The sequence below is a fragment of the Duganella sp. S19_KUP01_CR8 genome (genome assembly GCF_036688705.1).
Lineage (GTDB): Bacteria > Pseudomonadota > Gammaproteobacteria > Burkholderiales > Burkholderiaceae_D > Rugamonas.
The window spans coordinates 163,775-186,650 of sequence record NZ_JAQQPR010000006.1; the positions used below are offsets into that span (position 1 = coordinate 163,775).

24 protein-coding genes and 1 tRNA gene are annotated in these 22,876 nt (G+C 63.5%); 9 read left to right on the forward strand and 16 right to left on the reverse strand.

The window, feature by feature from the left end:
• Positions 1-594, reverse strand: coding sequence for a nucleoid occlusion factor SlmA (gene slmA, locus V6M89_RS08315; RefSeq protein ID WP_332852751.1), 594 nt, complete (start codon positions 592-594; stop codon positions 1-3).
• A 39-nt stretch (positions 595-633) separates the two neighbouring features.
• Positions 634-1,362, reverse strand: coding sequence for a pyrimidine 5'-nucleotidase (locus tag V6M89_RS08320; RefSeq protein ID WP_332852752.1), 729 nt, complete (start codon positions 1,360-1,362; stop codon positions 634-636).
• A gap of 25 nt (positions 1,363-1,387) precedes the next feature.
• On the opposite strand from V6M89_RS08320, the gene V6M89_RS08325 reads away from it, so the two are divergent.
• Entirely contained in the window at positions 1,388-2,317 is a 930-nt protein-coding gene (locus tag V6M89_RS08325) for a TraB/GumN family protein (RefSeq protein ID WP_332852753.1), read from the forward strand.
• A 24-nt stretch (positions 2,318-2,341) separates the two neighbouring features.
• Here the strand turns inward: V6M89_RS08325 and V6M89_RS08330 are convergent.
• Both V6M89_RS08330 and argB read right to left on the reverse strand, forming a co-directional pair.
• A tRNA-Thr gene (locus tag V6M89_RS08330) sits at positions 2,342-2,416 on the reverse strand.
• Positions 2,417-2,470: 54 nt separating this feature from the next.
• Entirely contained in the window at positions 2,471-3,364 is an 894-nt protein-coding gene (argB, locus tag V6M89_RS08335) for an acetylglutamate kinase (protein WP_332852754.1), read from the reverse strand.
• Between the two features lie 145 nt (positions 3,365-3,509).
• Between argB and V6M89_RS08340 the strand changes: the two genes are divergently transcribed.
• Genes V6M89_RS08340 through V6M89_RS08360 form a run of 5 tightly spaced genes read left to right on the forward strand, consistent with a single transcriptional unit; the run spans position 3,510 to position 8,799 of the window.
• A complete protein-coding gene (locus V6M89_RS08340) occupies positions 3,510-4,085 on the forward strand; it encodes a sigma-70 family RNA polymerase sigma factor (RefSeq protein WP_332852755.1) in 576 nt (191 codons plus the stop codon).
• A gap of 36 nt (positions 4,086-4,121) precedes the next feature.
• The gene (locus V6M89_RS08345; protein WP_332852756.1) at positions 4,122-4,367 is read left to right on the forward strand and encodes a zf-HC2 domain-containing protein; all 246 of its coding nucleotides are present in this window, start codon (positions 4,122-4,124) and stop codon (positions 4,365-4,367) included.
• A 9-nt stretch (positions 4,368-4,376) separates the two neighbouring features.
• Positions 4,377-4,571: a cysteine-rich CWC family protein gene (locus V6M89_RS08350; RefSeq protein ID WP_332852757.1), complete on the forward strand. Its 195-nt coding sequence runs from the start codon at positions 4,377-4,379 to the stop codon at positions 4,569-4,571.
• 12 nt (positions 4,572-4,583) lie between these two features.
• A complete protein-coding gene (locus tag V6M89_RS08355; protein WP_332852758.1) occupies positions 4,584-7,652 on the forward strand; it encodes a hybrid sensor histidine kinase/response regulator in 3,069 nt (1,022 codons plus the stop codon).
• Between the two features lie 13 nt (positions 7,653-7,665).
• Complete coding sequence (locus V6M89_RS08360; protein ID WP_332852759.1) at positions 7,666-8,799, forward strand: response regulator; 1,134 nt, start codon at positions 7,666-7,668, stop codon at positions 8,797-8,799.
• A 16-nt stretch (positions 8,800-8,815) separates the two neighbouring features.
• On the opposite strand, the gene V6M89_RS08365 is transcribed toward V6M89_RS08360, so the two are convergent.
• Together V6M89_RS08365 and V6M89_RS08370 are read right to left on the reverse strand one after the other, a co-directional pair.
• A complete protein-coding gene (locus V6M89_RS08365; protein WP_332852823.1) occupies positions 8,816-10,039 on the reverse strand; it encodes an extracellular catalytic domain type 1 short-chain-length polyhydroxyalkanoate depolymerase in 1,224 nt (407 codons plus the stop codon).
• A 33-nt stretch (positions 10,040-10,072) separates the two neighbouring features.
• Positions 10,073-10,486 (reverse strand): CopG family transcriptional regulator, encoded by a 414-nt coding sequence (locus V6M89_RS08370; protein ID WP_116991234.1) that lies wholly within the window; start codon positions 10,484-10,486, stop codon positions 10,073-10,075.
• Positions 10,487-10,573: 87 nt separating this feature from the next.
• Here V6M89_RS08370 and V6M89_RS08375 point away from each other — a divergent pair, with 87 nt between their 5' ends.
• From V6M89_RS08375 to V6M89_RS08385, 3 genes are all read left to right on the forward strand, one after another.
• Positions 10,574-10,804 (forward strand): DUF1289 domain-containing protein, encoded by a 231-nt coding sequence (locus tag V6M89_RS08375; protein WP_116991233.1) that lies wholly within the window; start codon positions 10,574-10,576, stop codon positions 10,802-10,804.
• A complete protein-coding gene (locus tag V6M89_RS08380) occupies positions 10,801-11,709 on the forward strand; it encodes an MBL fold metallo-hydrolase (RefSeq protein WP_332852760.1) in 909 nt (302 codons plus the stop codon). Before V6M89_RS08375 ends, V6M89_RS08380 begins: the two co-directional genes overlap by 4 nt.
• Before the next feature lie 146 nt (positions 11,710-11,855).
• Positions 11,856-12,809: an NAD(P)H-dependent flavin oxidoreductase gene (locus V6M89_RS08385; RefSeq protein ID WP_116991231.1), complete on the forward strand. Its 954-nt coding sequence runs from the start codon at positions 11,856-11,858 to the stop codon at positions 12,807-12,809.
• Between the two features lie 86 nt (positions 12,810-12,895).
• Here the strand turns inward: V6M89_RS08385 and V6M89_RS08390 are convergent, their stop codons facing one another.
• The 10 genes from V6M89_RS08390 to V6M89_RS08435 form a co-directional block, all read right to left on the reverse strand.
• Entirely contained in the window at positions 12,896-14,362 is a 1,467-nt protein-coding gene (locus tag V6M89_RS08390; RefSeq protein WP_332852761.1) for an amidohydrolase family protein, read from the reverse strand.
• Positions 14,363-14,440: 78 nt separating this feature from the next.
• A complete protein-coding gene (locus V6M89_RS08395) occupies positions 14,441-15,550 on the reverse strand; it encodes an AraC family transcriptional regulator (RefSeq protein WP_332852762.1) in 1,110 nt (369 codons plus the stop codon).
• Positions 15,551-15,576: 26 nt separating this feature from the next.
• A complete protein-coding gene (locus V6M89_RS08400; protein WP_332852763.1) occupies positions 15,577-16,146 on the reverse strand; it encodes a hypoxanthine-guanine phosphoribosyltransferase in 570 nt (189 codons plus the stop codon).
• 99 nt (positions 16,147-16,245) lie between these two features.
• Positions 16,246-17,502, reverse strand: coding sequence for a phenylacetate--CoA ligase family protein (locus tag V6M89_RS08405; RefSeq protein WP_332852764.1), 1,257 nt, complete (start codon positions 17,500-17,502; stop codon positions 16,246-16,248).
• A gap of 6 nt (positions 17,503-17,508) precedes the next feature.
• Positions 17,509-17,856 carry an MmcQ/YjbR family DNA-binding protein gene (locus tag V6M89_RS08410; protein WP_332852765.1) on the reverse strand — a complete coding sequence of 116 codons (348 nt, stop codon included), beginning with the start codon at positions 17,854-17,856 and terminating at the stop codon, positions 17,509-17,511.
• A gap of 20 nt (positions 17,857-17,876) precedes the next feature.
• Positions 17,877-18,716, reverse strand: coding sequence for an ABC transporter ATP-binding protein (locus tag V6M89_RS08415; RefSeq protein WP_332852766.1), 840 nt, complete (start codon positions 18,714-18,716; stop codon positions 17,877-17,879).
• Entirely contained in the window at positions 18,713-20,023 is a 1,311-nt protein-coding gene (locus V6M89_RS08420) for an ABC transporter substrate-binding protein (RefSeq protein WP_332852767.1), read from the reverse strand. Before V6M89_RS08420 ends, V6M89_RS08415 begins: the two co-directional genes overlap by 4 nt.
• A 35-nt stretch (positions 20,024-20,058) precedes the next feature.
• Complete coding sequence (locus tag V6M89_RS08425) at positions 20,059-21,117, reverse strand: branched-chain amino acid ABC transporter permease (protein ID WP_332852768.1); 1,059 nt, start codon at positions 21,115-21,117, stop codon at positions 20,059-20,061.
• 19 nt (positions 21,118-21,136) lie between these two features.
• Positions 21,137-22,033: a branched-chain amino acid ABC transporter permease gene (locus tag V6M89_RS08430; RefSeq protein ID WP_332852769.1), complete on the reverse strand. Its 897-nt coding sequence runs from the start codon at positions 22,031-22,033 to the stop codon at positions 21,137-21,139.
• Entirely contained in the window at positions 22,030-22,863 is an 834-nt protein-coding gene (locus V6M89_RS08435; RefSeq protein ID WP_332852770.1) for an ABC transporter ATP-binding protein, read from the reverse strand. Before V6M89_RS08435 ends, V6M89_RS08430 begins: the two co-directional genes overlap by 4 nt.
• Positions 22,864-22,876 lie beyond the last annotated feature (13 nt).

The window sequence follows — 22,876 nt, forward strand, 5'->3', positions numbered from 1 at the left end:
TCAGCGTTCATCTTCTACGTAAGGCAGCAACAGGGCTATTTGCAGCGGCGCGTCCTGCGCCGGGTTGTTCTTGAATCCACTCTTGGCGTAACGGTGCCAGCGGCCGATGACGAAACTCACCAGCATGCCGGCGCGCGCGGCCACTTCCGTTTCGTGCGCCTGGCCTTCGGTCACGGCCAGGCGCAAGGCCTGCTTCAGCGCCAGGTCGACGCGGTCGTAGAACTGATTCATGCGCAGTTGCAGGCGCTCGTCCTCGTTGACCAGCGCCTCGCCGGTTAGCACCCGCGTCATGCCGGGATTCTGGCTGGCGAAGTTGAGCAGCATGCCGAGGATGTCGCGCGCCTGCGCCAGGCCGTCGCTCTGGCGTTCGGCGATCTGGTTGATCAAGCCGAACACCGACGACTCGATAAACTCGATCAGCCCCTCGAACATCTGCGCCTTGCTGGCGAAATGCCGGTACAGCGCGGCCTCGGAAAACTCCAGCTTGCGCGCCAGCGCAGCGGTGGTGATCTTCTCGCCCTTGGGTTGTTCCAGCATCTCCGCCAGCGCCTGCAAAATTTGCATGCGGCGCTGGCCCGGCGGGTTGCTTGCCATGTGATCTCGCGGATAAGTGAATGGATGTGTATTTTTTGTTCAGCGCAGGTGATGCAGGCGTGCCGGCAAATTCCTGACAGATTTTACTTTGACATCGACATAAGCGGGGCGAATTAACCTTTTTTGCGGATGCGCCAGGCCGACCGCGTCGCCCACTGCCAGGTACTGCGTGACCCATGCGGTGCGCATGCCCAGCGCGTGGGCGCTGCGCAGGTTGGCCAGCGTATCCTCGACCAGCACGCAGCGGCCGGGCGTCAGCCCGTGGCTGCGCATCAGCTTACGCAACAGCAGCTTGGACGGCTTGGGCCGCATCTGCCGGTGCACCGTCATCGACTCGACCGAAATGTGGTGGCTGAAGTGGCGCTGCAAGCCCAGGTGGCGCAGCACCTGCGTCGAATAGCGGTGCGGCGCGTTGGTCAGCAGGATTTTACGGCCGGGCAGGCGGCGCAGCAGCTGGCGCAGTCCGCGTTCGGCGCGGATCATGTCGGCCAGGCGGTCGAAGTTGTGGGTTTCGTCGAGAAAGTGCGCGGCTTTTACGCCATGGTGCTTCACCAGTCCCAGCATGGTCGCGCCGTAGCGCCGCCAGTACAGCGTGCGCGCGGCGTTGACCGCGTCCTCGCCGGCGGGCGTGACGCCGTCGCCCAGCACATTGGCGATGTAGGCGTTCATGTTGGCCATGAGCGTCGGGAAGATCGCGTGGGAGGCGTTGTGCAGCGTGTTATCCAGATCGAATAGCCACACCGGGGCGTTGCGAGTAATAATGTTCACTTCAAGTCAGTCATCCAAGGAAGCCATGCGGGTAGCCATACAGCGCCAGATTATAGTGATGTTCTGGACTTTGTTCTCATTGTCCTCCCTGATGTTCACGCCGGCGTGGGCCGCCGACAAGGTGCAGGCCCCCAACCACGGCGCCTTGTTCAAGGTGCAGCAGGGCGGACATACACTGTACCTGTTCGGCACCATCCACGTCGGCGCGGCCGATTTCTATCCGCTGGAGCCGCGCATCACCGCCGCGTTGAAGAAGGCGCCGGTGCTGGCGCTGGAGATCGATCCGCTGGGTGACCAGCAGCCGCTGATGCGCGCCGTGCAGCGCCACGGCATGCTGACCAGGGGCGGCCCGGCCGGCCCGGAACTGTCGGCCGACTGGCGGCAGCGGCTGGACCGCCTGCTCAAGCAGTACAACATCGAACCGGAGACCGTGGCGGCGATGAAGCCCTGGTTGCTGGCCAGCCTGCTGACGGTGAGCGAGTTCTCGGCCCAGGGCTACGAGGCGGCGCTGGCGGTGGACGCCCATTTGTCCCGGCAGGCGCACGGGCGTGGCCAGAAAGTGATCGAGCTGGAATCGGCCGAGAGCCAGATGGCGCTGTTCGACCAGATGAGCGCCGCCGAGCAGCTGATCTTCCTGCAGGAGGCCATCGCCGGCATCGAGGACAAGGAGCAGGCCAACCAGGCGCGCGAGATCGCCGACGCCTGGCGCAAGGCCGATGTCATTGCGCTGGACGCGCTGGCGCTCAAGGCAGAGATGGACGACAGCTTTTCCGGCCGTTTCGTGCAGAAGGTGCTGCTGGATGGGCGCAATCCGACGCTGGCGGACGGCATGGCCAAGCTGATGGCGCGCGAGAACAATAGCGTGGCGGCGATCGGCATACTGCATTTGATCGGTAAGGGAAGCGTGCCGGAACTGCTGCGCAAACGCGGCATGACGGTGGAACGGATTTACTGAGGGGGGAGGGTGCTGCGGGAAGAATGGTGCCCTTTACGTGGATTGAACACGTGGCCTCTCCCTTACCAAGGGAGTGCTCTACCACTGAGCTAAAAGGGCGTACTGGTATGACGATGCACTTGAAATCGCGGCTAAAAGTGCATCGCCGTTTTTTCAGTGAGACCGGATCATAGTGCCAAAAGCCTGTTCGGTCAACACCTCGAGCAATAAACTGTGTTCAATTCGCCCGTCGATGATGTGCACCGTGTTGACGCCCGACTTGGCCGCGTCCAAAGCTGATGAAATTTTAGGCAGCATGCCGCCCGAAATCGTCCCGTCGGCGAACATCTCGTCGATCTCGCGCGCCGACAAATCGGTCACCAGATTGCCCTGCTTGTCCTGCACGCCGGCGATATTGGTCATCATGATCAGCTTTTCAGCCTTCAGGATCTCGGCGATCTTGCCGGCGACGACGTCGGCGTTGATGTTGTACGCCTGGCCATCCTGGCCGAAGCCGATCGGCGAAATGATCGGGATGAAGGCGTCGTCCTGCAGCGCCTTGACCACGGCCGGGTTGATCGCGTCGATCTCGCCGACGAAGCCGATGTCGAGGAACTGGCCCGGATTGTCCCGGTCCGGCATGGCCATCTTCTTGGCGCGTATCAGGCCGCCGTCCTTGCCGGTCAGGCCCACTGCCTGGCCGCCGTAGTGATTAATCAGCATCACGATGTCCTGCTGGACTTCGCCGCCCAGCACCCACTCCACCACTTCCATGGTTTCTTCGTCGGTGATGCGCATGCCCTGCACGAAAGTGCCTTGCTTGCCGATTTTTTTCAGCGCGTTGTCGATCTGCGGACCGCCGCCGTGCACCACGACCGGGTTCATGCCCACCAGTTTGAGCAAAATGACATCGCGGGCGAAGCCGTGTTTCAGGCGCTCGTCGGTCATCGCGTTGCCGCCGTATTTGATGACAATGGTCTTGCCATGGAAATTACGGATGTAGGGCAGGGCTTCAGCCAGGATCTGCGCCTTGATCTGCGGCGCCACCGCGGTCAAGTCGTCAGTCATGCCTAAGTTAAGGTTGCTTAGTTGGGTCATGGCGAGTCCGGTTAGAAAATTTTGTGCAATTTTACAGCCTGATGCTGCAATCAACTATGCATTATAGGGCTATCCGGTTGTATTTTCAGAGATCATCCGATACGCTGGCCGTCATATGAGCCCTACCGATACCCTTCACCGCCAGTTGGAAGTCATGCGCCCCCTGCTTGTTCGATTTGCACAATTGCAAATACGGAATCAGGCCCTGGCCGAAGATGCGGTCCAGGACGCGCTGATCGCCGTGCTGGAAAAGCCCGAACGCTTCAATGGACAGTCCTCCCTGCGCACCTATGTCACGGGCATCCTGAAGTTCAAGATCATCGACTGCCTGCGCGCCAGCTCGCGCGAGCGCCAGATCGACACCGCCGAGGACCAGTCCGAGGACGACGCCATCGACGCGCTGTTCAAGGCCGACGGCCATACCCGCGAGCAGCCGATGGCCTGGGGCGACCCGGATGCGACGCTGGAGCAGAAGGATTTCTTCAAGGTGCTGGAGGTTTGCCTGGAAAAGCTGCCCGCCAAGACCGCCCGTATTTTCATGATGCGGGAATGGCTGGAGCTGGAAACCGACGAAATTTGTAAGGAACTGGCGATTACAACGTCTAATGCCTGGGTGCTCTTGTACCGGGCCCGCATGCGTCTGCGCGAATGCCTGGACTTGAATTGGTTTGGCAACCGCCAGGCCACGTGACCGCGCCACTTACTGTCCCACTTATTGTCTGCGACCATGGAACCACATAAAACCGGCTTGAAACCGACCTGCCGCGAAGTGCACCGGCTGGTGTCGGAGGGGATGGACCGCGATTTGTCCTTCATCGAACGCACCCGCATGCGGCTGCACCTGATGGTATGCGACGCCTGCACCCGCTTCAACGGCCAGATGTCGCTGCTGCGCACCGCCATGCATCGCTTCCCCGACGACAGCCCGCCGCCGCTGGACGACGACGAGCCGGCGAAACATCCCCACCCGTAAGCGCGCGCCATGAGCACCTGTTCGCGCTGCGGCGCCCAATTCAGCTGCGCCATGGTGGACGCCGATCCGGCGGCGCCGGCGCAGCCCTGCTGGTGCACGTATTTGCCGGCATCGCTGCCGGTGCCGTCCGCGCCGGGCGCCAGCTGCTGGTGTCCGGATTGTTTGAAACAGCATATTGTCGACCATCCCAAGCCGGCCGGCTAACCTGAAGGAAGCATGATGCGCCGTTTTAGCGACATGGGTATCCGCGCGCGCATCAGCAGCGGCTACATCATCCTGATCCTGCTGCTGATCGGCGTGATCCTGGTCGGCGTGAGCCGCATCTACGCGATCCGCGCCGAGAGCGACCATATCCTGCACCAGGACTGGGCCGCCAGCGCCGCCATCAACGCCATCGACACGCAGTCGCGCGAGGCGGCCACCCGCATCGTCACGCTGATCATCCAGAAGGACCAGAAGCACCGCGTCGACAGCTACAGCCGCATCGACCGCATCAAGCTCGATATCGACGCCCAGCTGGATCTGCTGGGCACACTGGACGCCACGCCGGAAGCGCGGGCGCAGATCGAAAAGGTCAAGCAGGCGCGCGCCGCCTACTACAACAGCTTCATCGCCGTGGCCGACATGGTGGAAGCCGAAGACCGCGACCAGGCCGAAGAAAAAATGAACGCGATGGCGCTGCCGGCGCTGGATCATCTGCTGGAGCAGATCAAACTGCTGGACCAACTGCAGCAAAGCCAGGTGATGGCCAGCGCCGCGCGCGCGCGCGCCGACATCAATTTTTCGCTGATGCTGATTTCGCTGATGGGCGGCGCGGCGGTGCTGGTGGGGATAGGTTTCGGCTTTTCCGCGCGCTCGATCACCCGGCCGCTGGAGGCGGCGATCGGCATCGCCAAGCGCGTCGGCCAGGGCGACCTGAGTTCCGTGATCGAAGTGACTTCGCAGGACGAGACGGGCGAACTGCTGCACGCCCTGAAGCTGATGACGGCCAGCCTGGCGGCCGAACAGCAGCTGCGCCACGCGGTGACGGTGGCCGAGGACGCGACCAAGATGAAGTCCGACTTCCTGGCCAATATGTCGCACGAGATCCGCACGCCGATGAACGGCATCATCGGCATGACCCACCTGGCGCTGCAAACCGACCTCACGCCCAAGCAGCGCAACTACCTGGAGAAAGTGGAAGGCGCGGCCAAGAACCTGCTGGGCATCATCAACGACATCCTGGACTTTTCGAAGATCGAGGCCGGCAAGCTGGCCTTCGAGCAGGTCGATTTCTACGTCGAGGACGTGATGGCGAATATCGCCGACCTGTCCGTCATGCGGGCGCAGGACAAGGGCCTGGAGCTGCTGTTCGATGTGGCGCCGGACGTGCCGCAGGCGCTGGTCGGCGATCCGCTGCGCTTCGGCCAGGTGATGATCAACCTGACCAACAACGCCATCAAGTTCACCCAGCAGGGTGAGATCGTGGTGACGATCCATGTGCAGGAACGGCTGCCGGCGGAGTTGGACCAGCAGCGCGTGCGTTTGCGCGTCGAGGTACGCGACACCGGCCCTGGCCTGACGCCGGAGCAGCAGGCGCGCCTGTTCCAGGCCTTCTCGCAGGCCGACACCTCCACCACGCGCCATCATGGCGGTACCGGCCTTGGCCTGACCATCAGCAAGCGCCTGGTCGAGCTGATGGACGGTGAGATCGGGCTGGAAAGCCAGCCTGGCGTCGGCAGCACCTTCTACTTCACGGCGGTATTCGGCGTCGCCACCGTCGAGGCGCCGCAGCCGCTGCCGGACATCTCCGGCCTGCGCGCGCTGGTGGTGGACGACAACGCCAGCGCCCGTGAAATCTTCATGGGCATGCTGGCGACCATGCAGTTCAACGCTTCCTGCGCCGACGGCGGCCAGCGCGCCGTCGACATGGCGGCGCAGGCCCGCAGCGAAGGCCGGCCGTTCAATATCGTGCTGCTGGACTGGCAAATGCCCGGCATGAACGGCCTGGAGACGCTGCAGGCGATACGCGAGCAGGCCGTGGCCGCAGGCGCCGAATCGCCGGCCTTCATCATGGTCACCGCCTACAACCGCGATGTGCTGATGGACGAGGCGCGCGGCATCGCCATCGACGCCATGCTGAACAAGCCGGTCAGCGCGTCCACGCTGCTCGATTCGATTTCCACCGTGTTCGGCAAGGACCTGAGCCGCTGCCGCAGCACGCGCCGCCGCGCCGACTACATGGCGGCCGAAGAGGCCATGCGCGGCGCCTACCTGCTGCTGGTGGAGGACAACGAAGTCAATCAGGAAGTGGCGCAGCAGATCCTCAGCGACGCCGGCATCCGCGTCGACATCGCCGTCAACGGCGCGATGGCGCTGGCGAAAATCGCCGTGGCCGACTACGACGGCGTGCTGATGGACTGCCAGATGCCGGTCATGGACGGCTACGACGCTACCCGCAAGCTGCGCGAGGATGCGCGCCACGCCAGCCTGCCGGTGATCGCCATGACCGCCAACGCCATGGTCGGCGACAAGGAGAAGTGCCTGGCCGCCGGCATGAACGACTTCATCGCCAAGCCTATCGACGTGGCGCAGCTGTTCACGACGCTGGCGCGCTGGGTCACGGTGAAGAATCCATTGGCGCCCGAAGCGGAGGCCGAAACGCCGCCCGGCGCGACCCGTGACGAAGCGTTGCCGGTGGTCGCCGGCCTGCGCATGGAAGCCGCGCTGCAGCGGGTGGGTGGGAATGTTAAGCTGATGCGCAAGCTGTTGTCGCGCTTTGTCGAAACCCAGATCGACGCCATGCAGCGCATCGCCACCGCCATCGAGAACAACGATTTGTCCGGGGCGACGCGCGAGGCGCATACTGTCAAGGGCTTGGCCGGCAATATCGGCGCCGGTGGCATGGCCGATGCGGCCGGCAAGGTGGAGCAGATGCTGGCGATGGGCGCGACCAAGGGCCGCGACGAAGCCATCGCCGAGATGGCGGGCGAATTGAACGACCTGGTGGCGCGCATTGCGATGGCGATGGCTATGGATGACAAGCCGGCCGCCGAAGATGCCGCACCGGCCGCGCAGGTCGTCGACAAGGATGAACTGGCGGCGCTGGCGCACGAGATGGCGCGCCTGCTGGCGCAGGACGACGGCGCCGCCGTCAAGCTGCTGGACCGCCTGTGCGGCGCGCTGACCGCCGCCGGACAGGCAGAACATGCGCGCCAGATGCGGCGCATGCTGGGACAATATGATTTTGAAGGCGCGCTGGACGAACTGAAGGCCGCCGCCGATGCACTGAACATCGCCTTGTGAAGAGAGTACGCCGATGAACGCAAAACCAACGATCCTCGTGGTCGACGATATCCCGGACAACATCGATCTGCTGTGCGCCGTGCTGGAAGACGACTACCGCACCAAGATCGCCGTCAACGGCGAGCGCGCCCTGAAGATCGCCAACGGCGAATCCAAGCCGGACCTGATCCTGCTGGATGTGATGATGCCGGGAATGAGCGGCTATGATGTTTGCAAGGCGCTCAAGGCCAATCCCGCCACGCGCGACATTCCGGTGATTTTCGTCACCGCCATGAGCGAGGCGGTGGACGAGCAGCTTGGCCTGAGCCTGGGCGCGGCGGACTACATCACCAAGCCGATCTCCGCACCGATCGTGCAGGCGCGCATCAAGACCCAGCTGTCGATGAAGCGGGTGCACGACTTCCTGCGCGACCAGAACAACTTCCTCGAAACGGAAATCGAAAAGCGCACGCGTGAAATCGTCGCCTTGCAGGACGTGACCATCCACACCATGGCCTCGCTGGCCGAAACCCGCGACAGCGAAACCGGCAACCATATCCGCCGCACCGCGCACTACGTCAAGACACTGGCGGAAAAGCTGCGCACCAATCCGCGCTTCAGCGATTTTTTGACCGATAAAAACATCGAGCTGCTGTTCAAGTCCGCGCCGCTGCACGACATCGGCAAGGTCGGCATCCCGGACCGCATCCTGCTCAAGCCCGGCCGCTTCGAGGGCAACGAGTTCGAGATCATGAAAACCCATACCACGCTGGGCCGCGACGCGATCCGCCAGGCCGAGCGCGAGCTGGGGCTGGAGGTGGACTTCCTCAAGTTCGCCAAGGAGATCGCCTACGGCCACCAGGAGAAGTGGGACGGCAGCGGCTATCCCGAAGGCCTGAGCGGCGACAACATCCCGATCTCGGCGCGCCTGATGGCGGTGGCCGACGTGTACGACGCGCTGATCAGCCGCCGCGTCTACAAGGCCGGCATGTCGCATGAGGCGGCGGTGGCCATCATCGTCGAGGGACGCGGACAGCACTTCGATCCCGACATGGTCGACGCCTTCCTGGAACTGCAACAGGAATTCATCGACATCGCCAAGCGCTACGCGGATTCCGATCACGACATGGAACAGAACCGCGAGAAGATCGAGCGCTTTACTGGTTGACCGACTGCGCGGCTGATCAGCTGACGGTGCGGAAGAAGCGCAGCATCTCGCGGCTGGCGTCCGGGCCTTTGGCGTCGGTGTAGGTGCCGCTGCCGTTGCCGCCGAACCAGGCATGGCCGGCGCCGTGCACCACCCAGTGTTCGCCGATCGGCGTGCCGTCCGCCTTGGTGTGCTTGGTCTGCGTGTAGCGGTGGCCATTCGGCACACTGCCCGATTGCACCGACGGCTTGCCCTGTTGGCTGTGCAGCAGCTGTTCTATCACCTGTTCGCCATTGCGCGGATGGACGGTACTGTCGCTGTCGCCGTGGAAGACGATGATGGGCTGCGAGCCGTCGCCGGCCTTGCGCGGCGAAGCAACGCCGCGCTTCATGGCCGCCAGCGCCGACGGCAGGTCCTGCGCCGAGGCGAACGGCAACCCCGAATGCACGCCCACCGCCGCAAACAGTTCCGGATACAACGTGCCGACGATGACCGCCATCGCGCCGCCCGCCGACAGCCCGGCGATGTACACCTGGCGCTCGTTGACCGGATAGTCGTCGATGATCTGCTGGGCGATGCCGGCGATGATGGACGGTTCGCCCTGGCCGCGTTGCTGGTCGATGGCGCTGAACCAGTTCCAGCACTTGCTCTGATTGGCGTTGGGCGTCTGCTCCGGGTAGACCACGAAGCATTGCTTTTCCTCGGCCAGCTGGTTCATTTGCGTGCCGACGGCGAAATCGTCCGGGTTCTGCGTGCAGCCGTGCAGCATCACCAGCAGCGGCATGGCCTGGCCGTGATAGCTGGCCGGGATGTACAGCTTGTAGTTGCGGGTGCCGGCGTGGTTGGTGTAGCTGCTCTTGATGAACTGCGCGCCGTCCGGCAGCGGCACTTCCGGCGCCGGATGCATGATGGCGCCGACATCGATGGCGCGGTCGATATTGGCTTGCAGGTCGACCTTGATGCCCATGCGGCTCAGCATATCCTGCGCGAACTCGGCCGGATGCGTGGCCGGATTCGGCCTGGCGCCATTTGCATTTGGCGGCGGCGCGGCCGTACCCGTATCGGGCGCAGCCTTGGCCGTGACTTCGGGCGCTGCTTCCGCGGTGGGCCGTGGCGGCGGATTGATGTCGCGCATGGTGGGTTGCGAAGGTTGCGACGGAGCGGCCGGCCGCATGGACGGATGGCCGCGCAGGCTGTCCATCGCTTGCTGGACGGTGGCCGTCGCGTTTATGCTCATCAGCTTTTGTGCCGCTTCGCGCATGTGCGCAAACAGTGGTAATTTCATGATATTCCTTTAATGGATGCGGTTTGCCAGCGCAGTTTTGAGCACCGCGCTGGCGTGCAGCGATCCCAATACAAAAATGGATTCGATCGTTGCCAGTGCCAGTTCGACGGAAACGTCGCTGGCGATGCTGGCCAACCCCAGTACCTGGATTTGCAGCCGCTGTCCCGCCGCCTGCGTGGCTTCGAGGTCGGCGCGGGAATAGTGCTGCATCCCCAGTACCAGGCTTTTGCGCGCCACCGTCTGTTTCACGACGTCGGCGTGCTGGTTCAACTGATTGCGGATCGCGGTTCGTATCAAGTCGGTGCGGTTGGAATAAAACCCCTCCTGCACCAACAGGTCAATTTGTCCCAGGTCGATAGGACCGAGGTTGATCGTGATCTTTTCCGATTCAGCGGTCTTCAGTTTTAATTCTTGCTTTGCCATGAGTCTCCATCCGGTTACCATCTACATGGATGGTAGTATAGACCTGAAAATCACCAAGTCAAGCGCGTTCGCGGGCATAATGGCGGCATGAGTGAACCAGCTAACTTAATTCCCCCCGGTGCGCCGGAATTGGCCACACCGGTGCCGTCGCCCTGCGTCAGCCTGTGCAAGATGGACGCCGACCGCCTGTATTGCATGGGCTGCATGCGCACGATCCCGGAGATCATCGCTTGGTCCAAGGCGGACGACGACTACAAGCGCGGCGTGTGGGCGGAAATCCGCCGCCGTGAACAATTAATCAACTTCGACGACGAATGAACGCGCTGCCCGACTCGATCCAGGTATTTGAACGGGGTTGGCTGTCGTCCAACAACGTGATGCTGCTGGGCCGCCACGACACGGCCATCATCGACACCGGTTACCTGAGCCACGCGCCGCAAACGCTGGCGATGGTGCGCCATGCGCTGCACGGCCGCCATCTCGACCAGATCGTCAACACCCATCTGCACTCCGACCATTGCGGCGGCAACGCCACCTTGCAGGCGCATTTCGGCAGCCGCACCTCGATCCCGGTCGCCGAGGCGGACAAGGTGCGGCGCTGGGACGTGGAGGCGCTCAGCTTCAAGGCCACCGGCCAGCGCTGCGAGCGGTTCACCTTCGACGCCACCATCGCCCCCGGCGATGTGCTGAAATTGGCGGACATGGAATGGCAGGCGCTGGGCGCGCCCGGCCACGATCCGCATTCGCTGATCTTCTACTGCCCGCAGGAGCGGCTGCTGATTTCGGCGGACGCGCTGTGGGAAAACGGCTTCGGCATCATCTTCCCGGAGCTGGACGGCCAGTCCGGCTTCGCCGAGGAGCGCGCCACGCTGGACGTGATCGAGGGGCTGGATGTGCGGCTGGTGATCCCCGGCCACGGCAAGCCGTTCAACGACGTCGCCGGCGCGCTGGCGCGGGCCCGTTCGCGGCTGGACTACCTGGAGGCCGATCCGCTGCGCAACGCGCAGAACGCGCTGAAGGTGCTGCTCAAGTTCCTGCTGCTGGAGCGTCAGCGCATTCCGCTGGCGGACGTGCCGCAGTTGCTGATGGCGATGCCGGTGTTTGAAAAGGCCAACACCAACTTCCTTAAGCAGACGCCGGAGCAGGTTGCCACCTGGGCGGTCGGCCAGCTGGTGCGCGCCGCTGCGGCCCGCGTCGAGGGTGAGTACTTACTTAATGAGTAGTTGAGCGAGTAGTTAAGCGAGTAGTTAAGCGAGTAGTTAAGCGAGTAGTCGCCAGGAAATATAGAGGGAGCCTCCTAGTTTAGGCACGGTCGTACTATTTTCGATCTATAATCGATTTTCCTTAACTCACCGACAGCGAGTTCGCCATGGCCCTGCCAGCAGCGTTGCAAAACCTTTCCCTCCCAGTTATCGCATCCCCGATGTTCATCGCCAGCGGCCCGGCCCTGGTTGCGGCGCAGTGCAAGGCCGGCATCGTCGGCTCCTTCCCGGCGCTGAACGCCCGCCCGGCGGAACTGCTGGACGTGTGGCTGACCGATTTGCAGAAAGAGCTGGCCGAATTCCAGGCCGCCAATCCGGGCAAGCGTGTCGGCCCGATCGCCGTCAACCAGATCGTGCACCAGTCGAACGACCGCCTGGCGCATGACGTGGAAGTCTGCGTCAAGCACCAGATCCCGATCATCATCTCCTCGCTGCGCGCGCCGCCGAAAGAGATGCTGGACGCGATCCACAGCTACGGCGGAATCGTCCTGCATGACGTGGTCTCGATCCGCCACGCCGAGAAGGCGCTGGAAGCGGGCGTCGATGGCCTGATCCTGGTGGCCAGCGGCGCCGGCGGCCATGCCGGTACCCTGTCGCCGTTCGCGCTGGTCGGTGAAATCCGCAAATTCTTCAAGGGCCCGATCGCGCTGTCCGGCTCCATCGCCACCGGCGATGCGATCCTGGCGGCTCAGGCGATGGGCGCGGACTTCGCGTACATCGGCTCGCGCTGGCTGGCGACGCAGGAATCGAACGTCAGCGACGACTACCGTAATGCGATCGTGGAATCGACCGCGGCGGACATCGTGTATTCGAACCTGTTCACCGGCGTGCATGGCAACTACCTGAAAAAATCCATCGTCGCCGCCGGCCTGGATCCGGAAGCGCTGCCGCAGGCCGACAAGAGCTCGATGAACTTCGGCTCCGCCAGCGCCAAGGCCTGGCGCGACATCTGGGGCGCAGGCCAGGGCGTGGGCCTGATGGACGACGTGCCGACCACCGCCGACATGGTGGCGCGCCTGAAGCAGGAATACGACGCGGCCCGCGCGCGCCTGGCCCTGTAAAAACCCCGGGGTCAGGTCCCCCATTAGAGCATGAGCCCGGTTGCATCAGCCGGGCTCATGCTCTAATGGGGGACCTGACCCCGGATTTATTTGACCGACAGGCTGCCGCGCGCAGCCTGTTTACCACGTATCCAGACGGTGTCGATGTTGTCGTAGGCGCGGATATCGGCCAGCGGCGACATCTTCATCAGCACCAGGTTCGCGACCTTGCCCGCTTCGATGGTGCCCACTTGCGCATCGATCCTGAAGGTGCGGGCGTTGTTGATGGTGGCCGCCTTGAACAGCTGCGCCAGCGACAGGCCGGCCTTGTGCAGGTCCTGCATCTCCAGGTAGCCGTTCAGGCCGGGGATGTTGCCGTAGGTCGGCGACGACGGCGTATCGGTGCCGAACACGAAGTTGGCGTCCTTGCCGGCCAGGTAGGCCACCACCTGCTGCTGGCGGCGCAGCGGCGCTTCCATACCCTTCAATACCGCCGCATCGGTTTCATCTTCCGCCAGCTCCTGCTTGAACCATTGGCCTTCGGGCGTCTTGAGCCAGGCCAGCATGGCCGGCGGCAGCAGCTTGGCCAGCGCCGGGTTGTTCAGGTAGGACGGATCGAAGTAGGCGTTCAGGCCATACAGCACCTGCATCGTCGCCTGGTAGCCGATCTTGCGTTCGGCGATCTGGTCCAGCAGCTGCTTGATCTCGGCCGGCAGTTCCTTTTCCTTGTCCATCGCGCCCCAGTGCCACATGCCGTGCGCCAGCACGTCGACGCCGCCGTTGACGGCGAAGGTCTGCGCCTCGAACGAATTGCCATGGGTGACCAGCACCATGCCGTCCTTGCTGGCGGCCGTCCGTACTTCCGAGTACACGGCGGGGCTCATCACCGGCAGGTTGTGCATGGTGCCGAAGCCGTGTTCGAAGTGGGTTTTGACGCAGATGGCGTGGTCGGCCTTGACCCGCGCCACGCCCTTGGCCGGGGTGTAGTCCTCCGGCTTGAAGCGGGCGGGGATCTTGTCGGCCTGCGCCGGGTCGTAGATAAAGTTGGAGAACATCTCGAAGCGCGTCTCCGGCGGCGCGTAGGACGAGGGATAGCCGTTGGCGAACACCAGCGGCGCGCCGCAGTCGTAGACGTCCGGATGCAGCGGCGTGGCCTTCACGCGGTCGATGAATTCGCGGCTGCCGGCGGCCAGGTCGATCACCGTGGTGTAGCCGTAGTAGAGGAAGGAGCGCGGCATCTGCGCGAAGTACTCGGCGGCCATGGTCTTTTTCTGGTCGGCCTGCTCGAAGCTCATGCCGGGGACGGAGTACAGGTGGACGTGCGAGTCGATCAGGCCGGGTGTGAGGAACTGGCCTTTGCCGTCGATGCGGCGGGCGCCGGCCGGCGCTTTCTTGCCGGCGCCGCGTTCGACGCGGACGATGCGCTCGTCCTCGATCAACACGCTGCCGGTCTCGATGCGGTCCAGTTTTTCCGGCGACACCAGCTTGACGTTGGTGATCCAGGTCTGCTGGCCGGCCCAGGCTTGGGCGCAGAGAAGGAGGGAAAGGCTTGCCAGAATGCGGGTGGTTTTCATGTGGAGCTCCGTGTTGTGAGGAGCCCAGTGTGCCGCCGCAGACCGCGTTTTGCGTCTCAAATGATGATTTGGCACCTGCTACGCGGGTGTTTTGGCCTGGTCGCGGAATTCGCCCGGCGTCATGCCGGTCTGCTTCTTAAATGCGCGGTTCATCGCGCTTTTGCTGTTAAATCCGGCCAGTATCGCCAGATCCAGGATGCTGGCGCTGGCTTGCGTGGGGTCTTGCAAGGCCTGTTTCAGGGCTTCGACGCGGTGGCGATTGAGGAAATCGGCGAAATTGGCGCCGCAGTTCTCGTTGATCAGCTGGGACAGTTCGTGCGGCGTCATCGCCACCTGCGCGGCCAGGTCTTCCAGCTTCAATTCGCCGTTGCGGTAGGGCTGGTCCTGTTCCATGCAGGCGTTCAGCCGGGCGAGGAAGGCGTCGCGGTCGGCTGTGGATAACTGCTTGCTGGCGTAGCGCTGTTTGGGCGGCGGGGGCGGCGGCAACGCGCGCGGGCGATAACCCAGCGGCAGCCGCATCGCCGTGAAGGCGGTCGCGAACACGAACAGCATCAGCGAAATGCCGTCCATCGCGTCGGCGGACACCGGCTGTTCCACGTCCAGCACCGCCATCGCCAGCGCCACGATGCTCAGCGCCGCGCTCACCAGCCACATCCCCATCAGGCGCCGCAGGTCGCGCACCAGGTCGGAATCGGCCGGCACCCGGCCCACCAGCCGATAGGTGGCGCGGATGTAGGTCAGCAGGATGGCCAGCTTGGCCAGCCCCGCCACGGTCAGGTACCACGGCCAGCCGGTCCATTGATGCATCCATGCCAGCTTCTCTTCGGCCGAGCGCAGGTAGAACGGCGTCATCGCCAGCGTCGCGACGGTAAAGGGTATGAAATGCAGCAGCGCGCGCTGGCCCAGAGGCTGGTCCGACAGCATCGCATGCAGGTACAGATATTGGAGCGGTCCGACCACCAGTCCCAAGGTGACGATGGCCAGCGCGCTGTGCGGATACTGCTGATAGAGGTGGTTGAGACCCAGCCAGTTATGGCCGATGATGGCCGCGAACACCAGCAGCAGCGCGGACAGCAGCCGGTTGGCGGTGCGCATTTCCAGCTGGCGGACGCTGAGCAGCGTCGCCGTCATCAGGAAGGACTGGCCTATCGCCAGCAGGAACAGCCACGAAAGCATCGCATTGAACATGCCTACGATGCCTGCGGCCGTCAGGTTTAGTTCTCGGTCTGGATGGCCCACAGGCCTGGCAGGTTGCGCCAGTAGCCGTAAGCGTCCATGCCGAAGCCCACCACGAAGCGGTTGGGAATGGTGATGCCGACGATGTCGGCCTTGCATGGCTTGGCTTTGCCGATCGCCTTGTCGGCGAAGACGGCCAGCACCACTTCGGCGGCGCCCATGTCCAGCAGGCGCTGTTTGACGTGGGCCAGCGTTTCGCCTTCGTCCAGGATATCGTCCAGCACGATGACCACGCGGCCGGCCACGTTCGAGCGCGGCACCACTTTCCAGACCACTTGTCCGCCCTTGTCGTCGTCGCCGTAGCGGCTGACGTGGATGTAGTCGAATTCGAGCGGGAAGGTCAGTTGCGGCAGCAGGTTGCCCGTGAAGACCACGGCGCCGCCCATCACGCCCAGCACCAGCGGGAAGGAATCGCTGTCCGGTCGGTCGAAACGGGCGTTGAGGGTGTCGGCCATCGCGGTGACGGCTTGGTCGACGTCTGCTTTGCTGAACAGTTCTTCCGCGTTCTCCAGCAGGGCGCGGGCACGGGTGTGGTGGAAGTCTTGCATGATCTTCGTCGGCTTCTAAAAACAGGTGGTAAGTTCGCTATTATCCGCCATATCCCGTCCCGCCGCATGCCGTTGGTTTTCCACCACAATAGGCGCAGCCTATGTGTAGTCGCGCACGTCGTCGATCACCTTGCCGTCGTTGGGCAGGCTGCCGACGGTGGCAAACCGCACTTCGCCCCGCAATTTGGTCAGGTCGCGTATCGATTCGGTGATGGCGACGGCGCTGGAGGCGCTGGACGGATCGGCCACTTCGCAGTGCAGCGTCATCACGTCCTGCGCCATGTGGCCAGACACCACCAGCCGCGCCTTGACGATTTCCGGATGGCGTCGGGTGACGTCGTGCACCTGCGACGGATGCACGAACATCGCGCGCACCTTGGTGGTCTGGTCGGCGCGGCCCATCCAGCCTTTGATGCGGGTGTTGGTGCGGCCGCAAGGCGAAGGCGGCACATCGGTCAGGACCGCCGACAGGTCGCCGGTGGCGAAGCGGATCAGCGGGTAGTCCGGATTGAAGAGGGTGACCACCACTTCGCCGATTTCGCCGTCGGGCACGGGATCGCCGCTGCCGGGGCGGACGATTTCCAGTATCAGGTCCTCGTCCAGCACCATGCCCGGGTCGCGCACGCCGCCGCTCTGGGTTTCGTAGGCGATGCTGCCGATATCGGCCGACGCATAGCATTGCAGCACGTGCGGCACGCCGTGTTCGATGAACCAGCTGCGCAGCGATTCCGGCAGCGCCTCGGCGGACATCAAGGCCTGCCGGATGCTGCTGATATCCGCGCCCAGCTCCTGCGCTTTTTCGACGATGATCTTCAGGAAGGACGGCGTGCCGATGTAGGTATCGGGCCGCAAGTGGCTGATGGCCTGCACCTGCATCTCGGTCTGGCCGGCGCCGGCCGGTATCACGGCGCAGCCTATGCGCGCGGCGCCGCCTTCGACCATGAACGCCGCCGGTGTAAAGTGATACGAGAAGCAGTTCTGCAGCAGGCCGCCGGGACGCACGCCGGCCGCATACATCGGCCGGGCGAAACGCCACCAGTCCTGGCCGCGTCCTTCAGGATCGAAAATCGGGCCGGGCGACATGAACACCCGCGACAGCTGGCCGACCGGCGTGGTATTGAGGCCGCCGAACGGCGCCTGCTGCTTCTGCAAGGCGTGCAGCTCGGACTTGCGCGTCACCGGCAGCGTTGCCAGCGCGGCGCGGCTGTTGATGTCGGTGGCGTTGACGTCGTGCAGGATGCGCGACCAGCCGGCGGCGGCTTTGGCGCGCGCCACCAGCTGCGGCAGGCGTGACATCAGCTCGCGTTCGCGTTGTTCTGGCGAGCGCGTTTCGAGACTGTCGTAGGTATCGGCCATGATTGTTTATCCTTGTATCTCGCGTTGCAGCTTCTTGGTCAGTTTGCCGAACACCAGTTCATAAGAACGCGTCAGCAGTTCTTTGGCTTCGGCGTCGCTGAGGGTTTTCAAATCCTCGACATATACCCACTTCACCCGCGCCAGGTAGGGCGCGGGGATGAAGCCGGGGCGGTCGGTCAGTTCCAGGAAACGGTCGTCGTCCACCTTGAAACTGATGCCCTTGGCCTTGTCATCCAGCTCGGTGACGGCGAACATCTTCGTCCCGACGGAGAACACGAGATCCGCGCCCCACTTGGTATCCTCGGTCGCGCCGGGGAAGGTGCGGCACAGGGCCTTGGCCTGCTTGATATTCATGCGGTGTGGTCCTCTGTTCCTCAGGCCAGCCAGCGTTTGCGGCGGCGGTAAAATTTCATGTCGCGGAAGCTCTTGCGGCCGGCGCCGGAAACGCCGAGGTAGAACTCCTTGACGTCTTCATTGCTGGCCAGCTCGGAGGCCGCGCCCTCCATCACCACGCGGCCGTTCTCCAGGATGTAGCCGAAGTCCGCGTAGCGCAGTGCGATGCTGGTGTTCTGCTCGGCCAGCAGGAAGGAGACGTTCTCCTTGCTGTTCAAGTCCTTGACGATGCCGAAGATCTCGTCGACGATCTGCGGTGCGATGCCCATCGACGGCTCGTCCAGCAGGATCATCGACGGCTTGGCCATCAGCGCGCGGCCGATGGCGCACATCTGCTGCTCGCCGCCGGAGGTATATCCGGCCTGGCTGCCGCGCCGCTCGCGCAGGCGCGGGAAGTAGTGGTAGACCTTTTCCAGCGACTCCTTCAGCTCCGCCCGCGATGCGCTGCGGGTGTAGGCGCCGGTGAGCAGGTTCTCTTCGATGGTCAGGTGGCCGAAGCAGTGGCGGCCCTCCATCACCTGCGACAGGCCGCGCCGCACCAGTTCATTGGGCGTCAGCTGGTCGATGCGCTCGCCCTTGAACTGGACTTCGCCCTTGGTGACGTCGCCCCGTTCGCCGCGCAGCAGCGTGGAGATGGTTTTCAGCGTGGTGGACTTGCCGGCGCCGTTGGCGCCCAGCAGGGCCACGATCTTCCCCTGCGGGACTTGCAGGGACACGCCCTTGAGCACCAGGATCACGTGGTCGTAGATCACTTCCACGTTGTTCACGGACAGGTAGGGCGCTGCCGCCGGAGCGGCTGCTGTGCTGGCGGCCGTCATCATTTTGCGCAGGCCGGGGTGATTTTTTTCTCGGCCGCGTAGCTTGCGGAGCTATCTTCCAGCAGCTTGCGGGTCAGCGCCTTGTCGCCGACGATCCAGTTCGGCGTGATGGCGTTCCACTTCTTGCCGTCCCATTGCTGGACCTTGACCGCGCCCGAGCCTTCATGGTCGTCGCAGCTGGTCTTCACCACCGGCAGCATGCCGAAGGCGCCGATGGCTTTCTGGCGCGCTTCGTCGACGTTCAGGTGTTCCAGGCCCCAGCGCATCTGTTCGCCGTTGACCGGCTTGCCCTTGCCGAATTTTTCCTGCGCGGTGCGCATCGCTTCCACCCACAGGATGGCCGCGCTGACGCCGCGCATGTGGTACACGGAGCCGATGCGGCTACGGTCGGCCAGGTTGCCCTTGCCGGCGTCGTAGAGTTTTTTGTGGATCTCGTCCATCACCGGGTAGTTGCCCGGCGTGTTGAAGGTCATCGCGCTGTAGCCCTTGGCGGCGTCGCCGGCCGGCACGGTGTCTTCTTCGGAGCCGGCCCACCACACGCCCAGCATTTTCTCGCGCGGGATGCCGTTGCGCTGCGCGGTCTTGATGGCGACCGCGTTCATCGCACCCCAACCCCACAGGATCACGTGGTCGGGATTGGCCTGGCGGATCTGCAGCCATTGCGATTGCTGCTCGGTGCCCGGCGGCGTGACCGGGATCTTGATCAGGTCGAAGCCGTACTGCTTGGACAAGGCGTCCAGCACCGGCAAGGGTTCCTTGCCGAATGCCGAGTCGTGGTACAGGTAGGCGATCTTCTTGCCTTTCAGCTTGTCCATGCCGCCGTTTTTGTCGCCGAGGTATTTGATCATCGCGGCGGCCTGGTTCCAGTAGCTGGTAATCAGCGGGAACACATAGGGGAAGACCTTGCCGTTGGCGGCGTCCGAGCGGCCGTAGCCTATCATCGTCATCGGAATTTTATCGGTCGGCAGGCGATCGAGCACGCCGTAGGCGACGCCGGTGGACAGCGGCTCAACCAGCGTGGCGCCGCCGTTCTTGGTCTTCAGGCGTTCGTAGCATTCGACGCCGCGCGAAGGGTTGTATTCGGTTTCGCATTCTTCCCACGAGATCTTCACGCCGTTGACGCCGCCCGCCAGGTTGACCAGGTTGAAGTAGTCGATGATGCCGCCGTAAAAGCCGGAACCGCCCGCCGCATAAGGGCCTACGCGATACGAGGGCAGGGCGACGTATTGGTCGGCCACCGCCGGTTGTGCCCATGCCGGAAGGGATGATGCCAGTGTGAGTCCAAGTACCAGGGATGCGATGCGCTTCATTTGTCTTCTCCTCCAGGTTATTGTTTTTTATGCGCTCAGTGCGGGAATGGCCACAGACGCAGTTTCTCTTTACCGATTTGCCATAAACGCGCCAGACCGTGTGGTTCCACGATCAGGAAAAATATGATCAGGGCGCCGAACACCATCAGCTCCAGGTTGGACGCCACGCTGGTCGGCAGCGCCAGGCTGTGCGCGAAAATATTCAGGAACACCGGCAGCAGCACGATGAACGCCGCGCCGAGGAAGGAGCCAAGCACCGAACCGACGCCGCCGATGATCACCATGAACAGGATGCGGAACGACAGGTCGAGGTTGTAGGCTTCCGGTTCCACCGTGCCGAGGTAGGCGTAGGCGTACAGCGCGCCGGCCACGCCGCAGTAGAAAGAGCTGACGGCGAAGGCCAGCAGCTTGGTGCGCATCAGGCGGAAGCCGATCACCTCGGCCGCCACGTCCATGTCGCGCACCGCCATCCACGAGCGGCCGACGTTGGAGCGGATCATGTTCTTGGCCAGCAGCGCCATGAAGGCCACCACGCCCAGCACCAGCAGGTACTTGCGGCCCGGCGTATCGAACTGGTAGCCGAGGATGGCGATTTTCTGCGCGGTGATCACGCCGGAGCTGCTGTAGTTGGTCAGGTAGGGGATCTTGGTCAGGCACCATACAACGAAGAACTGCGTGGCCAGCGTGGAGGCGGCCAAATAGAAGCCGCGTATCCGCAGCGACGGCAGGCCGAAGGCGATGCCGACCATCGCCGCGCTCAAGCCGCCCAGCACGAAGGCCAGCAGCACCGGCAGGCCTGGCAGCCGCGCCAGGAAGTTATACGAGGCGAAGGCGCCGACCGCCATGAAGGCCGCCGTGCCCAGCGACAGCTGGCCCGCGTAGCCGGTCAGGATGTTCAGTCCCAGCGCGGCCAGCGAGAAAATCAGGAAGGGGATCAGGATCGCCGACAAGGTGTACGGCGATGCGAACAGCGGCACCACCACGATCGCCACGGCCAGCAGCGCGAACAGCGCGATGCGGTCCTGGAGTATCGGGAAGATCTGGCTGTCGGCCTGATAGCTGGTCTTAAATTGTCCTGCTTCGCGGTAGAGCATCGTTTTTACCTTTACTCTCTCAGATTCTGCGGATGATTTTTTCGCCGAACAGGCCTTCCGGCCGCACCAGCAGGAACAACAACGCCAGCACATACGGGAACCAGCCTTCGATGCCGCCGCCGACCAGCGGGCCGATATACACCTCGGCCATTTTTTCGGAGGCGCCGATAATCAGGCCGCCGACGATCGCGCCCGGCATCGACGTGAAGCCGCCAAGGATCAGCACCGGCAGCGCCTTCAGCGCCACGAAGGTCAGCGCGAACTGCACGCCGTTGCGGGCGCCCCACAGCAGGCCGGCCACCAGCGCGACCAGCCCGGCCACCGCCCACAGCACCGCCCAGATGCGTTGCAGCGGGATGCCGACGGCCAGCGCGGCCTGGTGATCGTCCGCCACCGCGCGCAGTGCGCGGCCCACCTTGGTCTTGGAGAACAGCAGTGCCAGCGCGGTCACCAGCAGGCCGCAGACGGCGGCCGCCATGATGTCGAACTGCGAGACCAGGATGTTAAATTTGTTCATCAGGTATTCGGACGGCACGTCCTCGATCGGCAGCTCCAGTTTGTGCACCTGCGAGCCCCACATCAACTGCGCCAGGCCTTCGATGAAGAAGGCCAGGCCGATGGTGGCCATGAACAGCGTGATTTCCGGCTGGTTCACCAACGGCCGCAGCACCACGCGCTCGATGGCGATGCCGAGCAGGATCATGACGACGATGGTCAGCGGGATCGCCACCCACAGCGACACGCCGAACTTGTCGACGATGCCGACGCAGGTCAGCGCGGCGAAGAACACCATCGCGCCCTGGGCGAAGTTGAACACGCCGGAGGCCTTGTAGATCAGCACAAAGCCGATCGCCACCAGCGCGTACATCACGCCCGACAGCAGGCCGCCGATCAGCACTTCAAAGAAAAAGTTCATTCGCAGGCCTTTCCTAAATACGCGTTGATCACATCCTGGTTGCAGCGGATGTCGTCGGGCGTGCCGTCGCCGATTTTCTTGCCGTAGTCGAGCACCACCACGCGGTCCGAGATGTCCATCACCACGCCCATGTCATGCTCGATCAGCACGATGGTGGTGCCGAATTGGTCGTTCACGTCGAGGATGAAACGGCACATGTCCTGTTTCTCTTCGACGTTCATGCCGGCCATGGGTTCATCGAGCAGCAGGATTTCCGGCTCGGCGGCCAGCGCCCGGCCCAGTTCCACGCGCTTTTGCAGCCCGTATGGCAGGCGGCCCACCGGCGTCTTGCGGATCGCCTGGATCTCCAGGAAGTCGATGATCTCCTCCGCCTTGACGCGGTGGGCGATTTCCTCGCGCCGCGCCGGGCCCCAGTACAGGGCCTGCATCAGGAAGTTGGACTTCATCTTCAGGTTACGGCCGGTCATGATGTTGTCGAGGACCGTCATGCCCTTGAACAGCGCGATATTCTGGAAGGTGCGGGCGATGCCGGATTTGGCGGCCGCGTGGCAGTCCATATTCTTGCGGTGTTCGCCGCGGTAGATGATCTCCCCCTGCTGCGGGCGGTACACGCCGTTGATCACGTTGAGCATCGAGCTTTTGCCGGCGCCGTTGGGACCGATGATGGCGCGGATCTCGTGCTGCTTGACGTCGAAGGAGATGTCGGTCAGCGCCTTCACCCCGCCGAACGACAGCGAGATATTTTTCAGGTCGAGGATCACCGGGCCGATTTTTCGGCGGCTGGGATCCGCGTCCGCCCCGAAGTGGGTGTCTGGTTCGTTCATTTGCATGGTGGCCTCCTCG

Excerpts from the sequence above, each read along its gene's own strand:
- V6M89_RS08325 (WP_332852753.1), top strand. The coding sequence starts at position 1,388 with ATGCGGGTAGCCATACAGCGCCAGATTATAGTGATGTTCTGGACTTTG.
- V6M89_RS08355 (WP_332852758.1), top strand. The coding sequence starts at position 4,584 with ATGATGCGCCGTTTTAGCGACATGGGTATCCGCGCGCGCATCAGCAGC.
- V6M89_RS08375 (WP_116991233.1), top strand. The coding sequence starts at position 10,574 with ATGAGTGAACCAGCTAACTTAATTCCCCCCGGTGCGCCGGAATTGGCC.
- V6M89_RS08340 (WP_332852755.1), top strand. The coding sequence starts at position 3,510 with ATGAGCCCTACCGATACCCTTCACCGCCAGTTGGAAGTCATGCGCCCC.
- argB (WP_332852754.1), bottom strand. The coding sequence starts at position 3,364 with ATGACTGACGACTTGACCGCGGTGGCGCCGCAGATCAAGGCGCAGATC.
- V6M89_RS08425 (WP_332852768.1), bottom strand. The coding sequence starts at position 21,117 with ATGCTCTACCGCGAAGCAGGACAATTTAAGACCAGCTATCAGGCCGAC.
- V6M89_RS08405 (WP_332852764.1), bottom strand. The coding sequence starts at position 17,502 with ATGGCCGATACCTACGACAGTCTCGAAACGCGCTCGCCAGAACAACGC.
- V6M89_RS08415 (WP_332852766.1), bottom strand. The coding sequence starts at position 18,716 with ATGATGACGGCCGCCAGCACAGCAGCCGCTCCGGCGGCAGCGCCCTAC.
- V6M89_RS08385 (WP_116991231.1), top strand. The coding sequence starts at position 11,856 with ATGGCCCTGCCAGCAGCGTTGCAAAACCTTTCCCTCCCAGTTATCGCA.
- V6M89_RS08395 (WP_332852762.1), bottom strand. The coding sequence starts at position 15,550 with ATGTTCAATGCGATGCTTTCGTGGCTGTTCCTGCTGGCGATAGGCCAG.
- V6M89_RS08345 (WP_332852756.1), top strand. The coding sequence starts at position 4,122 with ATGGAACCACATAAAACCGGCTTGAAACCGACCTGCCGCGAAGTGCAC.
- V6M89_RS08380 (WP_332852760.1), top strand. The coding sequence starts at position 10,801 with ATGAACGCGCTGCCCGACTCGATCCAGGTATTTGAACGGGGTTGGCTG.
- slmA (WP_332852751.1), bottom strand. The coding sequence starts at position 594 with ATGGCAAGCAACCCGCCGGGCCAGCGCCGCATGCAAATTTTGCAGGCG.
- V6M89_RS08370 (WP_116991234.1), bottom strand. The coding sequence starts at position 10,486 with ATGGCAAAGCAAGAATTAAAACTGAAGACCGCTGAATCGGAAAAGATC.
- V6M89_RS08390 (WP_332852761.1), bottom strand. The coding sequence starts at position 14,362 with ATGAAAACCACCCGCATTCTGGCAAGCCTTTCCCTCCTTCTCTGCGCC.
- V6M89_RS08350 (WP_332852757.1), top strand. The coding sequence starts at position 4,377 with ATGAGCACCTGTTCGCGCTGCGGCGCCCAATTCAGCTGCGCCATGGTG.
- V6M89_RS08400 (WP_332852763.1), bottom strand. The coding sequence starts at position 16,146 with ATGCAAGACTTCCACCACACCCGTGCCCGCGCCCTGCTGGAGAACGCG.
- V6M89_RS08435 (WP_332852770.1), bottom strand. The coding sequence starts at position 22,863 with ATGCAAATGAACGAACCAGACACCCACTTCGGGGCGGACGCGGATCCC.
- V6M89_RS08420 (WP_332852767.1), bottom strand. The coding sequence starts at position 20,023 with ATGAAGCGCATCGCATCCCTGGTACTTGGACTCACACTGGCATCATCC.
- V6M89_RS08365 (WP_332852823.1), bottom strand. The coding sequence starts at position 10,039 with ATGCGCGAAGCGGCACAAAAGCTGATGAGCATAAACGCGACGGCCACC.
- V6M89_RS08360 (WP_332852759.1), top strand. The coding sequence starts at position 7,666 with ATGAACGCAAAACCAACGATCCTCGTGGTCGACGATATCCCGGACAAC.
- V6M89_RS08410 (WP_332852765.1), bottom strand. The coding sequence starts at position 17,856 with ATGAATATCAAGCAGGCCAAGGCCCTGTGCCGCACCTTCCCCGGCGCG.
- V6M89_RS08430 (WP_332852769.1), bottom strand. The coding sequence starts at position 22,033 with ATGAACTTTTTCTTTGAAGTGCTGATCGGCGGCCTGCTGTCGGGCGTG.